At 64.0% G+C, this 17,148-nt stretch carries 19 protein-coding genes; 6 read left to right on the forward strand and 13 right to left on the reverse strand.

Annotated elements, in window-relative coordinates:
• The first annotated feature begins 29 nt into the window (after positions 1-29).
• The gene (locus tag V6B08_RS20990) at positions 30-845 is read left to right on the forward strand and encodes a transglutaminase-like domain-containing protein (protein ID WP_341984665.1); all 816 of its coding nucleotides are present in this window, start codon (positions 30-32) and stop codon (positions 843-845) included.
• Here the strand turns inward: V6B08_RS20990 and V6B08_RS20995 are convergent.
• The 3 genes from V6B08_RS20995 to V6B08_RS21005 form a co-directional block, all read right to left on the reverse strand.
• A complete protein-coding gene (locus V6B08_RS20995; protein ID WP_341984667.1) occupies positions 829-1,620 on the reverse strand; it encodes an N-formylglutamate amidohydrolase in 792 nt (263 codons plus the stop codon). The two genes, V6B08_RS20990 and V6B08_RS20995, sit on opposite strands and share 17 nt — an antisense overlap.
• A 174-nt stretch (positions 1,621-1,794) precedes the next feature.
• Positions 1,795-2,976, reverse strand: coding sequence for a formate-dependent phosphoribosylglycinamide formyltransferase (gene purT, locus V6B08_RS21000; protein WP_341984669.1), 1,182 nt, complete (start codon positions 2,974-2,976; stop codon positions 1,795-1,797).
• An 80-nt stretch (positions 2,977-3,056) separates the two neighbouring features.
• Positions 3,057-3,620 (reverse strand): MarR family winged helix-turn-helix transcriptional regulator, encoded by a 564-nt coding sequence (locus V6B08_RS21005; RefSeq protein WP_341984671.1) that lies wholly within the window; start codon positions 3,618-3,620, stop codon positions 3,057-3,059.
• Positions 3,621-3,665: 45 nt separating this feature from the next.
• Here V6B08_RS21005 and V6B08_RS21010 point away from each other — a divergent pair, with 45 nt between their 5' ends.
• The gene (locus tag V6B08_RS21010) at positions 3,666-4,562 is read left to right on the forward strand and encodes a DMT family transporter (protein WP_341984673.1); all 897 of its coding nucleotides are present in this window, start codon (positions 3,666-3,668) and stop codon (positions 4,560-4,562) included.
• Positions 4,563-4,574: 12 nt separating this feature from the next.
• Here the strand turns inward: V6B08_RS21010 and V6B08_RS21015 are convergent, their stop codons facing one another.
• The 5 genes from V6B08_RS21015 to V6B08_RS21035 form a co-directional block, all read right to left on the reverse strand.
• The gene (locus V6B08_RS21015) at positions 4,575-5,771 is read right to left on the reverse strand and encodes an MFS transporter (protein ID WP_341984674.1); all 1,197 of its coding nucleotides are present in this window, start codon (positions 5,769-5,771) and stop codon (positions 4,575-4,577) included.
• Positions 5,772-5,896: 125 nt separating this feature from the next.
• Positions 5,897-7,111: an MFS transporter gene (locus V6B08_RS21020; RefSeq protein ID WP_341984675.1), complete on the reverse strand. Its 1,215-nt coding sequence runs from the start codon at positions 7,109-7,111 to the stop codon at positions 5,897-5,899.
• Between the two features lie 52 nt (positions 7,112-7,163).
• Positions 7,164-7,949, reverse strand: a complete 786-nt coding sequence (locus V6B08_RS21025; protein WP_341984676.1) for a DUF899 domain-containing protein — start codon at positions 7,947-7,949, stop codon at positions 7,164-7,166.
• Positions 7,950-8,036: 87 nt separating this feature from the next.
• Complete coding sequence (locus V6B08_RS21030) at positions 8,037-8,516, reverse strand: SRPBCC family protein (RefSeq protein ID WP_341984677.1); 480 nt, start codon at positions 8,514-8,516, stop codon at positions 8,037-8,039.
• On the reverse strand, positions 8,513-8,857 hold the full coding sequence (locus tag V6B08_RS21035) for an ArsR/SmtB family transcription factor (protein ID WP_341984678.1): 345 nt from the start codon (positions 8,855-8,857) through the stop codon (positions 8,513-8,515). Before V6B08_RS21035 ends, V6B08_RS21030 begins: the two co-directional genes overlap by 4 nt.
• 166 nt (positions 8,858-9,023) lie before the next feature.
• Here V6B08_RS21035 and yghU point away from each other — a divergent pair, with 166 nt between their 5' ends.
• The 3 genes from yghU to V6B08_RS21050 are packed head-to-tail and all read left to right on the forward strand — an operon-like array spanning position 9,024 to position 11,266.
• Entirely contained in the window at positions 9,024-9,902 is an 879-nt protein-coding gene (yghU, locus tag V6B08_RS21040) for a glutathione-dependent disulfide-bond oxidoreductase (RefSeq protein ID WP_341984680.1), read from the forward strand.
• A complete protein-coding gene (locus tag V6B08_RS21045; protein WP_341984681.1) occupies positions 9,899-10,741 on the forward strand; it encodes an SDR family NAD(P)-dependent oxidoreductase in 843 nt (280 codons plus the stop codon). The genes yghU and V6B08_RS21045 overlap by 4 nt, the downstream gene beginning before the upstream one ends.
• Before the next feature lie 57 nt (positions 10,742-10,798).
• Positions 10,799-11,266, forward strand: a complete 468-nt coding sequence (locus V6B08_RS21050) for a cupin domain-containing protein (protein WP_341984682.1) — start codon at positions 10,799-10,801, stop codon at positions 11,264-11,266.
• Between the two features lie 71 nt (positions 11,267-11,337).
• Here the strand turns inward: V6B08_RS21050 and V6B08_RS21055 are convergent, their stop codons facing one another.
• Complete coding sequence (locus tag V6B08_RS21055; protein WP_341984683.1) at positions 11,338-11,775, reverse strand: putative quinol monooxygenase; 438 nt, start codon at positions 11,773-11,775, stop codon at positions 11,338-11,340.
• Between the two features lie 57 nt (positions 11,776-11,832).
• Positions 11,833-12,714 carry a VOC family protein gene (locus V6B08_RS21060; RefSeq protein WP_341984684.1) on the reverse strand — a complete coding sequence of 294 codons (882 nt, stop codon included), beginning with the start codon at positions 12,712-12,714 and terminating at the stop codon, positions 11,833-11,835.
• Positions 12,715-12,862: 148 nt separating this feature from the next.
• On the opposite strand from V6B08_RS21060, the gene V6B08_RS21065 reads away from it, so the two are divergent.
• Positions 12,863-13,432: a TetR/AcrR family transcriptional regulator gene (locus V6B08_RS21065; RefSeq protein ID WP_341984686.1), complete on the forward strand. Its 570-nt coding sequence runs from the start codon at positions 12,863-12,865 to the stop codon at positions 13,430-13,432.
• A 28-nt stretch (positions 13,433-13,460) separates the two neighbouring features.
• Here V6B08_RS21065 and V6B08_RS21070 read toward each other — a convergent pair whose 3' ends face one another.
• From V6B08_RS21070 to V6B08_RS21080, 3 genes are all read right to left on the reverse strand, one after another.
• Complete coding sequence (locus V6B08_RS21070; RefSeq protein ID WP_341984688.1) at positions 13,461-14,114, reverse strand: FABP family protein; 654 nt, start codon at positions 14,112-14,114, stop codon at positions 13,461-13,463.
• Positions 14,115-14,223: 109 nt separating this feature from the next.
• Positions 14,224-15,852 (reverse strand): ABC-F family ATP-binding cassette domain-containing protein, encoded by a 1,629-nt coding sequence (locus tag V6B08_RS21075; RefSeq protein WP_341984689.1) that lies wholly within the window; start codon positions 15,850-15,852, stop codon positions 14,224-14,226.
• A gap of 142 nt (positions 15,853-15,994) precedes the next feature.
• Entirely contained in the window at positions 15,995-17,065 is a 1,071-nt protein-coding gene (locus V6B08_RS21080; protein ID WP_341984695.1) for an NAD-dependent epimerase/dehydratase family protein, read from the reverse strand.
• Between the last annotated feature and the right edge of the window lie 83 nt (positions 17,066-17,148).

The following is a 17,148-nucleotide window of genomic DNA, read 5'->3' on the forward strand; positions in this document are numbered from 1 at the left end:
TATTTTCCCCATTCGCAAGGATACCAGCCATGCAAATTCGTCTCGGCTATGAACTGATCTACGAATGTCCGCAGCCCACCCCGATGATCCTGGCGTTGAGCGTCCACTATTCGCGGGCCTCCGATATTGTCATCCCCGACCTTATGACAACTAACCCGCGCGTGCCGATTTCCGCTTATCGCGACCAGTTCGGTAATTGGTGCACCCGGCTTACCGCGCCGCCCGGCCGTACCCGCATCGCCGCCACCGGCGTGGTGCGCGATAGCGGCCTGCCCGACGAAGTTGTGACCTCGGCCCACCAGCATCTCATCGAGGAATTGCCCGAGGAGGTCCTGGTTTTCCTGCTCGGCAGTCGCTACTGCGACACCGATCACCTGACCAACGCAGCCTGGGGCTTGTTTGACCGCTTCCCACCAGGCTGGGCGCGCGTGCAGGCGATCTGCGATTTCGTCCACAACCACATCACCTTCGGCTACGAACATGCCTCCGCCAGCAAGACCGCTGCCCAGGTGTTCCAGGATCGCCGGGGCGTGTGCCGCGACTTCGCGCATCTCGCCGTGGCCTTCTGCCGCTGCATGAACATCCCGGCCCGCTATTGCGCTGGCTATCTCAGCGACATCGGCATTCCGCCGCCCTACGGCGTGATGGATTTCGCCGGCTGGTTCGAAGCCTATCTCGGCGGTCGCTGGTATACCTTCGATCCGCGCAACAACATGCCGCGCATCGGTCGGGTACTGATTGCACGCGGTCGCGATGCTGCCGATGTCGCGATCAGCAGCACGTTCGGCCCCAATAAGCTGGTCAGCTTCCTGGTCGATTGCGACGAGATCACAGAGCCTCATTGAATAGTAATTCGGCACGTCCCAACAGCCGCGCCAACCGTTCGGCCCAGATCGCCAGACCGGTTTCGTCGGCCAGCAGGTCCTGGCGTATTTCGAGTGCGACATGCGGCAATGCCCGCTGCTCGCCATGAATGGGAATGGTGTAATCAGTCTCATCGTCGATGGAATAGGGCTGGTTGTCACCCACCACCAACCCGCCCTCGGCACGCAGCAGGTCGAGCAGGATATGGCCAAGCCGGGCATCGCGGTGATAAAGCACACCAGCCTGCCATGGGCGATGCTCGTTGAGATAGACCGGCGTGAAACTGTGCAACGCCACCAGGATCGTTGGCTGGTGCGCTGCAGCGCGGGCATCGAGTTCAGCGGTAATGCGGTCGTGGTATGGCGCGAAGATATCACGCCGCCGTGCCGCTGCATCCGCTGACGCGAGATCCAGGTTGCCGGGAATCACGGTCGCCTCGCTTTGTGATGCGATAGCCGCCGCAGACAGAGGCGGTCGGTTGCAGTCGATGACAAGACGGGAGTACGGCTGCACGATCAGACAGGCATCAAGCTTCTGGGCGAGTTTGACCGCTAACGCCGCCGCCCCAATATCCCAGGCAATGTGGCGTTCCAGTTCGGCTGCATCGAGGCCAAGACCGCCGACTGCGCGCGGCAGCCGGTTGCCACCATGATCGCAGACCAGCAGAAAGGCCGAACGGCCATGCTCGTAATGTACTTGGCAGGCCGGCAGTTCATCGGCGTGCAGCAAGGGGGCGCCGGTAGCGATGCTTTTCATGATCCGCTCCTGGCTGTTCCGGGCGGAGCAACGGGCCTCTCCGCTTCTCCGCGCTCCGCAAGGCGGGAAGCAGCCCGCCATTGTGGCAGGACGGCCACGAAATAGCCCGTCAATTCAGGCTGTCGCGCGACACCTTGGAATCAGCGATACAGCCAGTCACTACCAGGGGCGCGGTCAGCCTTTGTAGATGATCTTCACCTTGTCTGCAGCGGCCTTGGCGGCAGCACGGGCCTGGTCGGTGGTGCCATCGCGCAGCAGGGCCAGCGCCACGCCCATGCGGCGATAGGGCCGCGTCGTCGGCTTGTTGAAGATACGGATATCGAGGTCAACGCCGGCAGCAGCCGGCTTGAGCGCCTCGGCGACACCCTCGAAGCCGAATTCGGTGGCATCGCGGTCGGCCAGGATCACGGCCGAGGCGCTGGCGCCATGTTGCGTGATGCTGGGGATCGGCAGGCCGAGGATGGCACGGGCATGCAGGTCGAACTCGGTGAGGTTCTGCGAGATCAGCGTCACCATGCCGGTGTCATGCGGGCGCGGCGATAGCTCGGAGAAGATCACCGCATCGTCCTTGACGAAGAATTCGACGCCGAACAGGCCATAGCCGCCGAGATTGTCCACCACCGCCTTGGCCTGGCGCTGCGCCTCGGCCACCGCCTTGGCCGACATCGGCGTCGGCTGCCAGCTCTCCTGATAGTCGCCGCGTTCCTGGCGATGACCGATCGGCGGGCAGAACACCACGCCATCGCGGGTGCGGATGGTAAGCAGCGTGATTTCATAATCGAAGGCGATGAAACCCTCGACGATCACGCGCTTGCGGTCGCCACGCATGCCGGCCACGGCATAATCCCAGGCCTTGTCGACTTCCGCATCCAGCCGCACCGTGCTCTGGCCCTTGCCGGATGACGACATCACCGGCTTGACCACGCAGGGCAAACCGATCTGGGCCACGGCCGCGCGCATCTCATCGAGGCTTTCGGCATAGGTGAATTTCGAGGTCGGCAGGCCGAGTTCGTTGGCGGCGACATCGCGGATACGGTCGCGGTTCATAGTCATCACCGTGGCGCGCGCCGAGGGGACGATCTTCTGGCCCTTCTCCTCGTAATCCTTCAGCACCTCGGTACGGATCGCCTCGACCTCGGGCACCACGAAATCCGGCTTGTGCTTGTCGATGGCCGCCGAGAGCGCCGCACCATCCAGCATCGAGAAGACCTCGAACGCGTCCGCCACCTGCATCGCCGGCGCCTTCGGATAGGAGTCGCAGGCGATCACATAGGCACCCAGCCGCTTGGCGGAAATCACGAATTCACGGCCCAGTTCACCCGAACCGAGCAGCAGTATCTTGGCAATCGGCGTCATCGCATGGCTCCCAGAATTTGGCCCGCCAGGAATAGCCCAGGCCCCATCCTGTCGCCAGTCGCCGGGAGCCGGCGGGGCGCTTAATCCACAGGCTTTTCAGCCAGACGCGCCTCCACGGCGAGGTTGAGTTCACGCAGCAGGGCCGCGAGTTGGGCACGCTTGCGCGGCTCAAGTGTTGCCATGAACGACGCCTCGTTCGCCATATCCTGGCGGAAGGCCGCTTCGGCGCGGTGCTGGCCTTCGCTGGTCAATTCTACCACCAGGCTGCGGCCATCCTGCTGGGACGGCACGCGACGCACCAGCCCGGCCTGCTCCAGCCGGCTCAGGCGATGGGTCAGGCTGCCGGATGCGATCATCAAGGTGCGATACAGTTCGGTTGGTGTCAGCCTGTATGGAGGCCCGGCCCGGCGCAACGTAGCAATGACATCGAATTCACCGCGATCCAGGCCATAGGCAGCAAAAGTCGCCTCGATGGATGGCGTCACCAGCCGGGCCAGCCTGTAGGCCCGCCCCAGTACCTCCATCGGCGCCGTATCCAGGTCAGGCAACTCGCGCGCCCATTGCTGACGGATACGGTCGACATGGTCCCTCGATGCGGTTTCATCACTGGCTGGCTGGCGGCTCATGGCGTCCTCGCGGGTCACGAATTTATCTTGACATGAAGATATATCCAGGACAAGTATCTTCACATGAAGACAATATCAAGCCCGCCCCTGTTGCTGCAAATGCTGGTCTGCTCCTTTCTTTGGGCCAGCGCCTTCATCCTGATGAAACTGGCCGGGCTGTCACTATCACCGGCAGCATTGGCAGCAATCCGCGGCCTGACAGGTGGCCTGCTGATCGGGCTGTGGATCGTCACCATCGCCCGCCTGTCGGTGCTGCCGCGCGGCCGCGACCTGCGCGACTGGCTGGTGCTCGGCCTGCTTCAAGGCGTGATCCCGAATACCCTTACGGTCTATGCGCTGATGCGTATTCCGGCCGGCCTCACATCGATGATTCAGGCTTCGACGCCGCTGATCGTTGCGGTGCTGGCGCAATGCCTGTTCGCCAGCGAGAAAATTACGCCACGCCGCCTGCTCGGCATCGGCATCGGCTTTTCCGGCATGGTCCTGCTGCTGGGACCGAATGCTTTCAGCAATGCGACACAGCAGAGCGTCGACATGGCCGGCGCAGCGGCAATGCTGATCGTTGCTGTCAGCTACGCGCTCGGCAATGTCTATGTCCGCTATATCCCATCGCCGGAACCGATCCGCCTCGCCTTCGGCCAGCAGCTTCTCTCTGGCTTGCCCTGCCTGGGCCTGGCCCTGTGGCAAGGCGGCACTGCTGCATTTACGCCAGCACTTGAATCCTGGCCGTTGCTGCTGTTGCTGGGCGTGTTCGGCACGGCGCTGCCGATTGTTCTGTACATGCACATACTGCACAAGGCAGGGCCGACCATCGGATCGATGAATGGCTATTTCTTGCCGCCCTGGACCATCATCCTCGGCTTCCTGCTGCTGGGCGAAGCAATCAGCCCGCGCGAGGTGATCGCCACCGCCATTGTGCTGACCGGCGTAGCCATCGTGTCGCGGCGGCCTGCCGGCTGATCAGCCCGAATCCTAACGCAGGCCGAAACGCTGCCAGGCCATGGAGAGCAGCGCGAAGCCGCCGCCGAGCAGGCAGACCGCATTCCAGCCGCCCTGCTGCCAGGCGAACATGCCGGCCATCGAACCGATGGAACCGCCGACAAACATTGTCGCCATGAACAGCGTGTTGATGCGGCCGCGCGCCTCGGGCCGCAGGGCGAAAATGATATGCTGGTTGCTGATCAGCACCGCCTGCATGGCGAAATCCAGCAGCAGCACGCCGATCACCAGCCCCGGCACGGCCAGCCAGAGGCCGAAGAAAGCCCAGGAGAGCAGCGCGCCAAACCCGCCGACCAGGATCACCGGGTGCGGGCCATGTTTGTCGGCGATGCGGCCAGCAATGGGTGCCGCCGCCACGCCGATGACTCCGGCAACGCCGAACAGGCCCGCCGCTTCCGGCCCAAGGTTATAAGGCGGCTGCGCCAGATACAGCGCCAGCACGGTCCAGAAGCAGGAGAAGGCCGCGAACAGGCTGGCCTGGGTGAAGGCGGCACGGCGCAATGCCGGCAACTCGCGCCACAGGCCGATCATCGAGAGCAGCAAGCGGCCATAGCTCAGGCGGCTGTCGCCCCGGCTTTGCGGCAGCATCAGCGCCAGCCACAGCAAAGCCAGCAAGGCCAGTGGCACGCCGAGCAGGAACATGGCACGCCAGCCAAAATGCGTGGCGACATAGCCGGCCAGGGTGCGGCTGAGCAGGATGCCGCAAAGCAGGCCCGCCATCACATTGCCGACAATGGCACCGCGCTTTTCCGGCGGCGCCAGATGCGCGGTGAGCGGCACGATCTGCTGCGCCACCGTGGCCATCAGGCCGATGGCGAAGGAAGCGACGATCAGCACGAAACCGGCCGGTGCCCAGGCGGCCAGCCCCAGCCCCAAGCAGAGAAAACCGAACTGCGCCAGGATCAGGCGCTTGCGTTCCACCATGTCGCCGAATGGCACCAGCAGCAGCAGGCCCATCGCATAGCCGAGCTGCGTCACCGTCGGCACCAGGCCGCCGGTGCTGACACCGAAGCTCTCCTCGATCAGGCCGAGCATCGGTTGGTTGTAGTAGATATTGGCAACGCCAAGGCCGGCGCCTGTGGCCAGCGCGAAAATCAGCAGGGGCGGCATCGCAGGTACAGGGGCGGCAGGGACAGGCGCGGCAGGCGCAGCCGTTTCCGGGGTAGTCATGGCAGGTCTCCATCGCAGCAGGATGAAGCACCCCACCAACGCAGTTCAGATTGCGGTATTCCTCCCTGGATTTCCGAGTATATAGCGTGGTGTTGGCGCCAAGGCCATGGCGGCGCCGCTTTTTCTCAGGCTGGCATGGTGGCCGGCTGCCGCTGTACCGGCTTGAAGGTCATGGCGATGAGAAACGCACCGATGCCAAGGGCCCAGGCGCCGGCATAGAGCCAGGTGTAGCTTTGCAGCGAGTCGAAGATCAGGCCGCCGATCAGCGGGCCGGTTGCCATGCCAAGGCTGCCGGTCATGGCGATACCACCAATCACCGTGCCCATCAGGCGCAGCGGGAAATTCTCGCGCGCGATCACCGCATAAAGCGGCATCACCCCGGCATAAACAAAGCCGAACAGGGCCGCCACGGCATAGAAGCCGCCCAGTTCGCGGGCGAAGATGAACGCCGCCGCCGCGAAAGCCTGCACCAGCAGGCCGGCAGCCAGCACGCGCCGCGCGCCGAAGCGGTCGCCGAGCAGGCCGAAGGCGATGCGGCCGCCAAGGCCGGCGAGGCCCTCGACGCTGTAGATCGTCACCGCCGAGAGCAGCGGGATGCCGCAACTCAAAGCGTAGCTGACAGTGTGGAAGATCGGCCCGGCATGGGTGGCGCAGCAGAAGAAGTTGGTCAGCAGCAGCACGATGAAAGCCAGCGAGCGCACCACTTGTTGCAAGCTCATATCGCCACCGGCATCGGCAGCCGGCGTGTCCACTTCTGCTGCCGCCGCTTCCAAGGCCGGCGGGCGGCGCACCAGCAGGGCCGCCGGAAACATCAGCAGCGCGGCAAGGCCGGCGATTATCAGCATGGCGCTGCGCCAGTCATGCACCGAGACCAGCCAGGCGGCGAGCGGCGACATGGTCATCGGCGCGATACCCATGCCGGCGGAAACCAGCGACACCGCCAGGCTGCGCTGGGTATCGAACCAGCCGGTGACACAGGCCATCATTGGTGCGAAGGTGGCTGCAGTACCCAGGCCGACCACGATGCCGAACAGAATCTGGAACAACAGCAAAGACTGCACTTGGCTCGCCAGCGCCAGGCCGAGGCTGAGCATGGCGGTACCAAGCAGCAGCACGACACGCGGGCCGAAGCGGTCGGAAAGATTGCCCCAGACGATGCTGCCCACCGCCATTGCCAGGAAAGCGGCGGTCATGGCACCGGAAATACCGGCCACCGACCAGCCGGTATCCTTGGCCATGGTCTGCAGGAAAATCGGCAGCGAGAACAGCGAGCCCACCGCAACACAGCAGATCAGGCCGCCGGCGGCGACGATCACCCAACGATAACGCGATTGTTCCACGTCGCTTCCCTTCCCCACTTCTGAAGCCGTGCAGCAGCCAGCCATGCCGTGATCAGCGGCAGCAGGAGGCAGCCGGGCTTTGCACCATGCTTTCATACTCGCCCCGGCGGCGCCACCAGATGCCGCTTTCATTGCGGCCCTTAGGTGCGCGATCCAGCCATTGATACGCGCCCCACAGGACATCCATGCCGCGCGCATACGCCGAGTAGGTGTGATAGATCACGCCATCCTCCAGCACGAAGGCGCTCATGCCCGGGCGGTCCTGGATGAAGGTGGGGCCATCGGTGCCACAGCGCGCCGCGATCTGCAGCACAGGCTCGGGCAATGCATCGAGCGGAATGGCAGCAGACTGGTAATTGTATTCACCAGCGCCGCTCTGCTGCTGCGCTTCCGAGAAATAGACATTGAAATCGGCGTTGAAATCGCTGTCGCCGGCAGAAGCCCAGGGGAAACTCCAGCCCATGCGCTGGCGGAAGCTAAGCAGCTTCTGCAGCGGCGCACGCGACACCGCCCACAGCATCACATCATGCTGTGCCAGATGTTCGGTGAAGCCATTGAAGCCATCCGCGATCATCGAGCAGGACGGGCAGCCGGCCGCGTAATTGGTGCCGAACATGAAATGATAGACCAGCAATTGCGAGCGGCCCTGGAACAGATCCTTGAGCGTGGCTGTGCCGGCCTCGGTATCAAAGCGATAGCTCTTGTCGATCCGCACCCAGGGCAGCGCCTGGCGCTGCACGGCCAGCGCATCGCTCTGCCGCGTCAGCGCCTTCTCGGCCAGCAGCAGCTCGCGCCGCGCGGCGAGCCATTCTTCCCGTGATGCAATGCTATGTGACATCGTCTCTCTCCTCGCTCTGGCGCAGTTTCCCATCCGCTGCCAGCGGCATTGCCGGCAGCCCGATGGAGTACGGATGAAGGCTTGAACTCAGTCTGGCTTGTCGACGACGCCGGCCAGACGTTCCACACAGGTCTTCCAGCCCTTGCCCATGCTGGTGAAGGCAGTGTCATTGCGCGGCAGCACGAAGCCGGCATGCACCAGCTTCAAGCGCGTGCCGATCTCAACCGGTGTCAGCGTGAAGGTGACGACGGTATCGAGCGGCGCGCCATAGCCGACATTTCCTTTGTCGCCGCTGCGCCAGGCATAGACCAGGCGCTGCAACGGCACGACTTCCAGCATGGTGCAGCGGATGGTGCCATCCCAGGCGCCTGCCGGCGTGGTCTGGAAGGTGAATTCCTTGCCCACCACGGCCTCAAAGCCCTGCGGCTGCATCATCCAGCGGTTTATCAGCGCACCATTGGTCAGCGCCTGCCACAGCACTTCCGGGCGGTGCGGAAACACCTCGTCGATGATGATCGACTGGGTTTCCACCGCATCCGGCGCGGCGTTGAGCAGAGTTTCGGTCATTGGTCGATTTCCTTCAGCAGGTCGCGCAGGCCGTCGAGGCGGTCGCGCCAGAAGATGCGGTAATAGCTGATCCAATCGACCAGCGGCGCCAGCCCATCGGGCTGCACGCGGTAGAACACGTTGCGCCCCTCCGGCCGTTCGGCCACCAGTCCGGCCTGCTTCAGCGTCTTGAGATGCTGCGAGATGGCGCCTTGCGTCACGCCGCTGCCGCGCGTCAGCTCCGCCACCGTGATCTCGGACGCAGCGGCCATGCGCTCGAACAGCGCCCGGCGCGTCGGGTCGGCAAGCGCCCGCATGATCAGGGTGACGGGAAGATTGGGAATGGTGGCTGGCTCGAACATGGCAACACATTAGCCGACACTTATTCATTAGTCAACACTAATTCAATAATCCGCCAGCCTATTCGCCGATTTTTGTCGGCTTTTTTATCCCGGCGCGGGTATCCGGCACCGCAGCCTGCGTTATATCAGGCCAAATACCACCAGCAGCGCCGCCCAGGGGAGCCACATGACCGATACCGCCTACACGCCGCCGAAAGTCTGGACCTGGAACAAGCCGAGCGGCGGCCATTTCGCCAGCATCAACCGCCCCATCGCCGGCCCTACCCATGACAAGGAGCTGCCGGTCGGCAAGCATCCGCTGCAGCTCTATTCGCTGGCGACGCCGAATGGCCAGAAGGTCACCATCCTGCTCGAGGAATTGCTCGCGCTGGGCAAAACCGGCGCCGAATACGATGCCTGGCTGATCCGCATCAACGAGGGCCAGCAATTCGGCAGCGGCTTTGTCGCGGTCAATCCCAATTCCAAGATCCCCGCCCTGCTCGACCGTTCCGGGCCGAAGCCGGTGCGCGTTTTCGAGTCCGGCTCGATCCTGGTCTATCTGGCGGAAAAGTTCGGCGCCTTCCTGCCCACCGAACCGGCGGCGCGCGCCGAATGTTTCAACTGGCTGTTCTGGCAGATGGGCAGCGCGCCCTATCTCGGCGGCGGCTTCGGCCATTTCTATGCCTATGCCCCGACCAAGATGGAATACGCCATCGACCGCTTCGCCATGGAAACCAAGCGCCAGCTCGATGTGCTGGACCGCCGCCTGGCCGAAAGCCCCTATCTCGGCGGCGCCGACTACACGATTGCCGATATCGCCGTGTTCCCCTGGTATGGCGGCCTCGTGAAAGGCTGGCTCTATGGTGACTCGGCTGAATTCCTCTCGGTGCATGAATACAAGCATGTGCTGCGCTGGGCCGATGCCATCCTGGAACGCCCGGCGGTGAATCGGGGCCGCATTGTCAACCGCGTCACCGGCAATCCGGCGAGCCAGCTGCACGAACGCCACGACGCCAGCGACTTCGATACCAAGACGCAGGACAAGATCGCGGGTGCCGCGCAATGACCACGCAAGATGGGACCGGCCAGGGCATGACTATCAAGGGCAAGCGCGCGCTGATCACCGGTGGCTCCAGCGGCATCGGCTTCGCCATCGCCCAAGCCCTGCTCGCCAAGGGCGCCGCCGGCATCGCCATCAGCGGCCGCCGCGTTGCGGTGGTGAATGATGCCGTGCAGCAGTTGAGCAAGGCCGGCGGCGGCAAGGTATTCGGCATCGCCGCCGATGTGGGAACGGCGGAAGGCCGCGCGGCGACGCTGGATCAGGCCCTGGCCGCCCTGGGTGGCCTCGACATCCTGATCAACAATGCCGGCGGCGTGCGCGCTGGCAGGTTGGAGCAGATGCCGGAAGCCGACATCCTGAAGATGATCGAGGTCGATCTGGCGGCGCCGATCCTGCTCACCCGCGCCGCCCTGCCCGCGCTCCGCGCCAGCGGCGATGCGGTGGTGATCAATGTTTCCTCCGGCCTCGGCCTGGTCGGCGCGCCCTTCTATGCCGCCTATGGTGCGGTGAAGGCAGGCCTCGGCCATTTCGGTGAATCACTGCGCCGCGAACTCAAGGGCGAAGGCATCCATGTGATGACCGTCTATCCTGGCGGCACCGACACGCCAATGATGAAATCCAGCCGTGCCGGCGCCGAACTCGGCGTTACCCGCGAGCCGGCCTCGGCTGTGGCCGATGCTACCATCGACGGTATCGAACGCGGCGCCTTCGATGTCATCCGTGGAGGCGAAGCCCGTGCGCAATCCATCGCGCTGAACCGCAGCAATCCGGCGGCGCTGGACGAACGCTTCCTCGGCCTCAAGCCCGCCTTCGAGGCAGCGGTGAAGGATCACTCGGCGCTATAGCGCCTATCCCACCATCGGCTGCCAGGCTAGCATTGCGGCACCAGCACAGGAGCCGCCATGCCCGTCATCACGCCGGATCGCCGCATCATTGAGCGCAACACTGCCGACGATATCTGCGGTGCCAGCCAGACCGAATGGATCAGCGAGGCCGGCGGCCTCAGCCAGTTCGGCGCCTTCATCGAAACACTGGAACCCGGCTCGCGCTCGGCGCTCAAGCACTGGCATAGCGGCGAAGACGAGATGGTCTATGTGCTGGAGGGCGAAGTGACGCTGATCGAGGGCGACAGCGAAACCCTGCTCCGGCCCGGCGATGCCGCCACCTTCCGCGCCGATGATCCGGTCGGCCATTGCCTCGCCAACCGCAGCGCGTCGCCGACCCGCTACCTGGTGGTCGGCACCCGCGCCCCGCTCGACCGTATCACCTATCCAGACCATGACCGCGTCTGCATCCGCGACCGCGAGAAGCCGCATGACGTATGGACCGATGGCGCCGGCAAGCCGGCGCGGAATCCCTATAGCGGGTGAGATTTCCTGCTTCCGATATCGCCGGCCTGGAGAGGTTCATCTTTTCCCCAGGCCGGCGTTGATCGCGGAAACTACTGCGTGTTGCCGCGCAACTGCATGTGCGTGACTGTCACGCCGCCCTCGGCCAGCTCAGGCAGGCGTGCGAACCATGCCTGGACATGCGGTGTCGCGTTATGCGCTTTGAAATCCGCTTCCGAGGCGAAGATTTCGTAGAACACGAAATGCCCGGGCGCGGCACGATCCTCATGCAGGAAGTAGACGATGTTGTTCGGCTCGTTGCGGACTTGCGCGACGAGCGGCAAGGTCGCCTCGCGCAGCTCGTTCACTTTGCCGGCCTTGGCCCGGACTTCCGCGACGACTGCATAGGCCCCGGCCGGAATGGCGCCATAGCGGACGGATGCCTCGCTCGCGGCGATTTGGGGTTCAGCACGGCTGACCAAAGCGGGAGCCGAGACCGCGCCCGCCGCGACTGCAATCGCGGCGGCGAACTTGAGTGATGTAGAGGACATGGTGATTTTCTCCTTGTAACTTCAGGTTTCTGGGTAACTTCAGGTTTCTGGATCATTTCAGATGGTCCGGCGCGCATCGCGCGCATTGTCGAACAGGCGCTTGACCGGACCCAGAGCCTGGACGAATTCGAGCTGTTCGCCCTCGGGGCCCTTGCAATAGATCAGGCGCCAGCCATTCGACTGGCCTTCCGTGATGCCGTTGCTGTTGGCTTCGAGTGGCGTCGCCAGGCGCTCCGGCTCGGAGGTGACCGTAACCACCCGGTTGGCCTTGACCTGGGTCATACCGCGCCGCGCGGCTTCCGCTTCGAGGTCGGCGATGAAGCGATTGAAATCGACATCGTCGCGGATATGGAAGCAGATATGCATCATGCGCGGGAAAGCCGGGCTCATATGGTCGAGCGGCTCGGCGAAAGCGTTGCCGCTGCCCGCCGGTTGGGTCGCATCGCGATACTGCAGCAGTTCGATCACGACATTGTCGAACTGGATGAAGCGCACATCCAGGCGCTGCGCACCGCTGCGCAGGTCGGGAATGCCGATGGTCTGCGGATTGACGCGGCGGGCGCGGGCTTCGATGTCCTGGTCGGTCAGCAGCGTGTTGTGGATGCGGTCGCCGTAGAAGTCGCCGTCGCGCATCACCTCCGTGCCGCCCAGCACCTCGGTGTAGAAGGCATAGGCACGGTCCATGTTCTGTACCGTGAGGCCGAAATGCTGCACGCCCTGGAGCCGGGCACCCAGCGGCGCGGCATCCCCCGCCCCCTGCTGCATACCGCCTTGGCGTGCGGCCTGGGCGGTTGCCTGGGCAACAGCTGGCTGGGCAGCAGCCGGCTGGGCGGCGGCCACTCCCAGGCCACCGCCAAAGCCGCCGATGAGTACTGCGCCGGTGCCCTGGAGCACCATGCGGCGGTCGACGGCTGTTTCATTGTTGAACTGATTGGTCATGTGACATTCCTTTCTTTGCGGATGGCGGCCCGTGTCAGCCTGTGACGCGAAACCAGCCGGTTTGACGAAATCACCATCATTCCTGATGTGATGGCATATCACATACACCGGATTGACTGGGGTCAATAGAAATGTTATGACCTATCACATGAAAAAGCTGGCGACCAAAAGCAAACGTGATGCCTATCACCATGGCGACCTGCGCCGCACCCTGCTGGAAGCGGCGCGCAGCGAAATCGCCGCCCATGGCGCGCAAGACCTGTCGCTGGCTTCGCTGGCGCGCCGGGCCGGCGTGGCGCAATCGGCGCCGTATCGTCATTTCGCGGACCGCGGCGAGCTGCTGACCGCGGTGGCGATCCAGGGCTTCCGGGTTTTCACGGACACACTGCGGGCCGCATCCGAGGCTGGCCCCAAGACTGGCGCGATCAAGCGGATCGGCGCCGCCTATCTCCGCTTTGGCGAGGAGAATACGCAGCTCTACCGCTTGATGTTCGCCTCCAGCCTTGTCGCCAATGCTGCCGAGGACAGTGAATTACGGGAAGCGGCCTGGGCGAGCTTCGAGCCCCTGCTGAGCCGCGTCGCGGATGGCGGGTCTGTGAAACAGCCCCGCCTCGCCGCCTATGCCATCTGGGCGCAGTTGCACGGCTTCGTCATGCTGCAGGCCGATGGCCTGCTCGCCGAGCCGTCCGAAGAACTGCTCAAGGGCCTGATTCTCTAGCCAGCGCGGCGCAGAAAGCGCTGCCGCGTCACGCCGTCTCCGCCGCCCGAAGCCGCAGCAATAGCGGATTGGGCTGCGGCTCGGCCACCTTCACCAGCCGGTTCACATCGCGGTGCCGGAACAATTCCGTGCGGCCGCGCACCATCAGCATGGTGTCGGAAACGTATTTCCAACTGCCATCCTCGCTGAAGCTGATTTCCAGCCGGTATGAGTCGGTACGGAAGGCATATTCCAGGAAGTCGGTGGAACAGATGCCGTAATTGGTCTGGCCGCGCGTCGCTTCCACCACCAGGCTCATGTCGTCGGGCTTTGCCTGACCAACAGCCAAGGCAGTCTGCCCGCGCGGGATCGCCAGCGTCTGCATCACCAGGCCCGTGGCCGGCTCCCACAGCCAATAGCCGACCTGATCATGGAAGGTGATGTCTTCCTCGGGCGTATTGATATGCACGTGATAGCGCAGGCCGTAGAGCAGTTGCGGGCCATTGGCCTGCGGATCAATCGGCTGCATCTCGATCCGCTCAAGATATGCTCGGCGCTCCGGGCCATCGGCTTTCGGATTGAGGTCGATGCCCTTGAGGCCTTCCCACACACCGGCCAGCCGGCGCAGCGGCCCCAGATTGGCCAGGGTGTCGGGGTCGACATCCGCCGGTTCGGTGAAGATGTCTTCCGGAAACGGATTCATGCTGCCCCCTGCTCGCGACTCGAGATAGCCCAGATTGGCGCCCTGCTGTGGCTTCCGCAACATGCAGGCGCAACGGATGTCTGACCTGCTGTCACACAAAAGGTATAGACTATCCGCCCGGATGCAGCCCCGGCGCTTCCTGGCCGGTGCGTTCGACATATTCGGTATAGCCGCCGGTGAACTGGTGCACGCCTTCGGGCGTCAGTTCCAGCACGCGGTTGGAAAGCGCGGCGAGGAAGTGGCGGTCATGCGACACGAACAGCATGGTGCCCTCGAAGGCCGAGAGCGCCGCCACCAGCATTTCCTTGGTCGCCATGTCGAGATGGTTGGTCGGCTCGTCGAGCACCAGGAAATTCGGCGGGTCGAACAGCATCTTGGCCATCACCAGCCGCGCCTTCTCGCCGCCTGAGAGCACGCGGCAGGTCTTGTCGATGTCGTCACCCGAAAAGCCGAAGCAGCCGGCCAGCGTGCGCAATGTGCCCTGCCCTACCTGCGGGAATGACTTATCAAGCGTTTCAAACACCGTGTCGTCGCCGTCCAGCAGGTCCATGGAATGCTGGGCGAAATAGCCCATCTTCACGCTGCTGCCGAGGCTGACTGTGCCCTGGTCCGGCACGGTATCGCCGGCGATCATCTTCAACAGCGTCGATTTGCCGGCGCCATTGGCCCCCAGCACGCACCAGCGTTCCATGCGGCGGACCTGGAAATCCAGCCCGGCATAGATCGAGTGGCTGCCATAGCCCTTATGCACATTCTTGAAGCTCGCCACATCCTCGCCCGAGCGCGGTGGGGAGCGGAATTCAAACTGCACCGCCTGGCGCCGCCGCGGCGGTTCGACGCGTTCGATCTTATCGAGCTTCTTCACCCGGCTCTGCACCTGGGCGGCATGGGAAGCGCGCGCCTTGAAGCGTTCGATGAACTTGATTTCCTTGGCCAGCATCGCCTGCTGCCGCTCGAACTGCGCCTGGCGCTGCTTCTCGTTCAGCGCCCGCTGCTGGTCGTAGAAATCATAATTGCCGGAATAGGTGGTGAGCGTGCCGCCGTCGATCTCGACGATCTTGCCGACAATGCGGTTCATGAACTCGCGGTCATGCGAGGTCATCAGCAGCGCGCCGTCGTAATTCTTCAGAAAGGCTTCGAGCCAGATCAGGCTTTCGAGATCGAGATGGTTGCTCGGCTCATCCAGCAGCATGGCATCGGGCCGCATCAGCAGGATGCGGCCAAGCGCCACGCGCATCTTCCAGCCGCCGGATAAAAGCCCGACATCGCCATCCATGCGTTCCTGGCTGAAGCTCAGGCCCGCCAGCACCTCGCGCGCCTTGGCTTCCAGGGCATAGCCATCCAGTTCCTGAAAGCGGCCCTGCACCTCGCCATAGCGTTCGATGATGGCATCCATCTCATCGGCACGGCCCGGGTCGACCATCGCCGCCTCAAGCTCGGCCATCTCGGCGGCCAGCGCGCTCACCGGGCCGACGCCATCCATCACCGCCGCCACCGCGCTCTGGCCCGACATCTCACCGACATTCTGATTGAAATAGCCAATCGTCATGCCGGTATCGATGGAGACCTGGCCGTCGTCGGGCTTCTCCTCGCCGGCGATCATGCGGAACAGCGTGGACTTGCCGGCACCGTTCGGCCCGACCAGCCCGGCTTTCTCGCCCTTCTGAAGGCCCATCGAGGCATCGATGAACAGAATCTGGTGGCCGTGCTGCTTGCTGATGTTATCGAGGCGAATCATGGGGTCCGACTGACTGGGAAGCGCTGGAGGATGGGCATAAAAAAACCGGGCCGCATCAGCAGCCCGGTGATGCCCTATCAGGACCGGTGGCAAATATCCAGTCGCATTCCCGGTTGCCGCGCGAAAGCCCCCTTCAGCCCATTCAGGATGCGGCTGGCATCGGTATCGAAGGCGCCAGACCGGTCGCCGCCTGCCCGGAATGGCTGCCGCGCCCCATGGCCGAGATCCCCTCGGCGAAGCTCACGCGCGGCTGATAGCCAAGGTCGGCGCGTGCCTTGGCAATGCTGATGGTGAAGGACTTGCCAATCAGGCGTAGCATCTGGCGCGTGATCGGTGGCTCGCCGCCGCGCCCCAGCATGCGCCAGGCCGCACCCATGATGCCGGCCATGATCCAGGCCAGGCGGAACGGCACGGCCCGGTCCTTCGGCACGATATCGCGCGTGGCCAGCAGCGCTGAGATGACGCCCTTCAGCGTGCCGTTCTCGCCGTCAGACACGAAGTAGGCTTCGCCGCCGCGACCATGGTCGGCGGCCAGCAGCAATGCCTCGCAGAGATTATCGACATGACAGGTGGACATGGCCTGACCGCCGCCGCCGACCCACTGGAAGCGGCCAGCCCGCACGGTTTCGACCATGTGGTCGAGGGTCGGCATATCGGCACCCCAGATAAAGGGCGGGCGGATGGCGATGGTCTCGAAGCCAGGACGGCGGCCATTGGCTGCCAGCAGCAAACGCTCGCCTTCGGCCTTCGAGGATGAATAAGGCGCGAAGGCGCGGGTCTGGAGCGGCAGGCTCTCATCCGCCTCAAGCATCGGTTCCGGGTCGCCCATCACCACCGCCGCCGCACTGACGGCAATAACCCGGCGCAAGCCACGGGTCGCGATCGCAGCTTCCACCAGCGCGCGGGTGCCCTCGACATTGATACGGTCGAAAACGCTGCGCGGACCCCAGAGTTTGAAATGCGCGGCGGCGTGGAAGACGACAGCGCAGCCCTCCATGCCGAAGCGCAGGGCCTGGGCGTCGGTCATATCGCCCTGGACCGGCATGGCACCGACCCGCTGCACGGCGGCGATTGCAGCCGGACTGCGCGCCAGCGCCCTGACCTGCCAGCCACGGCTGACAAGCAGTGAGATCAGGCGGGAGCCGACGAAGCCTGAGCCACCGGTGACGAAGGCGGTTCGTGATGCCGTGACAGGCTGGGCACTGAGTTGCATGGAAGCCTCCGGGTTAGGGCGTTGCTGCGGCTCACCATAGCCCAATTCGAACAATATACAATGAACATTTTATATATTTTGTT

It is taken from the genome of Ferrovibrio sp. MS7, from assembly GCF_038404985.1.
GTDB lineage: Bacteria > Pseudomonadota > Alphaproteobacteria > Ferrovibrionales > Ferrovibrionaceae > Ferrovibrio > Ferrovibrio plantarum.

Bases quoted from the DNA above. Each gene is read 5' to 3' on its own strand.
- V6B08_RS21075 (WP_341984689.1), bottom strand. From the start codon at position 15,852: ATGATTCGCCTCGATAACATCAGCAAGCAGCACGGCCACCAGATTCTG.
- purT (WP_341984669.1), bottom strand. From the start codon at position 2,976: ATGACGCCGATTGCCAAGATACTGCTGCTCGGTTCGGGTGAACTGGGC.
- V6B08_RS21045 (WP_341984681.1), top strand. From the start codon at position 9,899: ATGACCACGCAAGATGGGACCGGCCAGGGCATGACTATCAAGGGCAAG.
- V6B08_RS21010 (WP_341984673.1), top strand. From the start codon at position 3,666: ATGAAGACAATATCAAGCCCGCCCCTGTTGCTGCAAATGCTGGTCTGC.
- V6B08_RS21080 (WP_341984695.1), bottom strand. From the start codon at position 17,065: ATGCAACTCAGTGCCCAGCCTGTCACGGCATCACGAACCGCCTTCGTC.
- V6B08_RS21050 (WP_341984682.1), top strand. From the start codon at position 10,799: ATGCCCGTCATCACGCCGGATCGCCGCATCATTGAGCGCAACACTGCC.
- V6B08_RS21035 (WP_341984678.1), bottom strand. From the start codon at position 8,857: ATGTTCGAGCCAGCCACCATTCCCAATCTTCCCGTCACCCTGATCATG.
- yghU (WP_341984680.1), top strand. From the start codon at position 9,024: ATGACCGATACCGCCTACACGCCGCCGAAAGTCTGGACCTGGAACAAG.
- V6B08_RS21065 (WP_341984686.1), top strand. From the start codon at position 12,863: ATGAAAAAGCTGGCGACCAAAAGCAAACGTGATGCCTATCACCATGGC.
- V6B08_RS20995 (WP_341984667.1), bottom strand. From the start codon at position 1,620: ATGAAAAGCATCGCTACCGGCGCCCCCTTGCTGCACGCCGATGAACTG.
- V6B08_RS21060 (WP_341984684.1), bottom strand. From the start codon at position 12,714: ATGACCAATCAGTTCAACAATGAAACAGCCGTCGACCGCCGCATGGTG.
- V6B08_RS21030 (WP_341984677.1), bottom strand. From the start codon at position 8,516: ATGACCGAAACTCTGCTCAACGCCGCGCCGGATGCGGTGGAAACCCAG.
- V6B08_RS21070 (WP_341984688.1), bottom strand. From the start codon at position 14,114: ATGAATCCGTTTCCGGAAGACATCTTCACCGAACCGGCGGATGTCGAC.
- V6B08_RS21055 (WP_341984683.1), bottom strand. From the start codon at position 11,775: ATGTCCTCTACATCACTCAAGTTCGCCGCCGCGATTGCAGTCGCGGCG.
- V6B08_RS21015 (WP_341984674.1), bottom strand. From the start codon at position 5,771: ATGACTACCCCGGAAACGGCTGCGCCTGCCGCGCCTGTCCCTGCCGCC.
- V6B08_RS21025 (WP_341984676.1), bottom strand. From the start codon at position 7,949: ATGTCACATAGCATTGCATCACGGGAAGAATGGCTCGCCGCGCGGCGC.
- V6B08_RS20990 (WP_341984665.1), top strand. From the start codon at position 30: ATGCAAATTCGTCTCGGCTATGAACTGATCTACGAATGTCCGCAGCCC.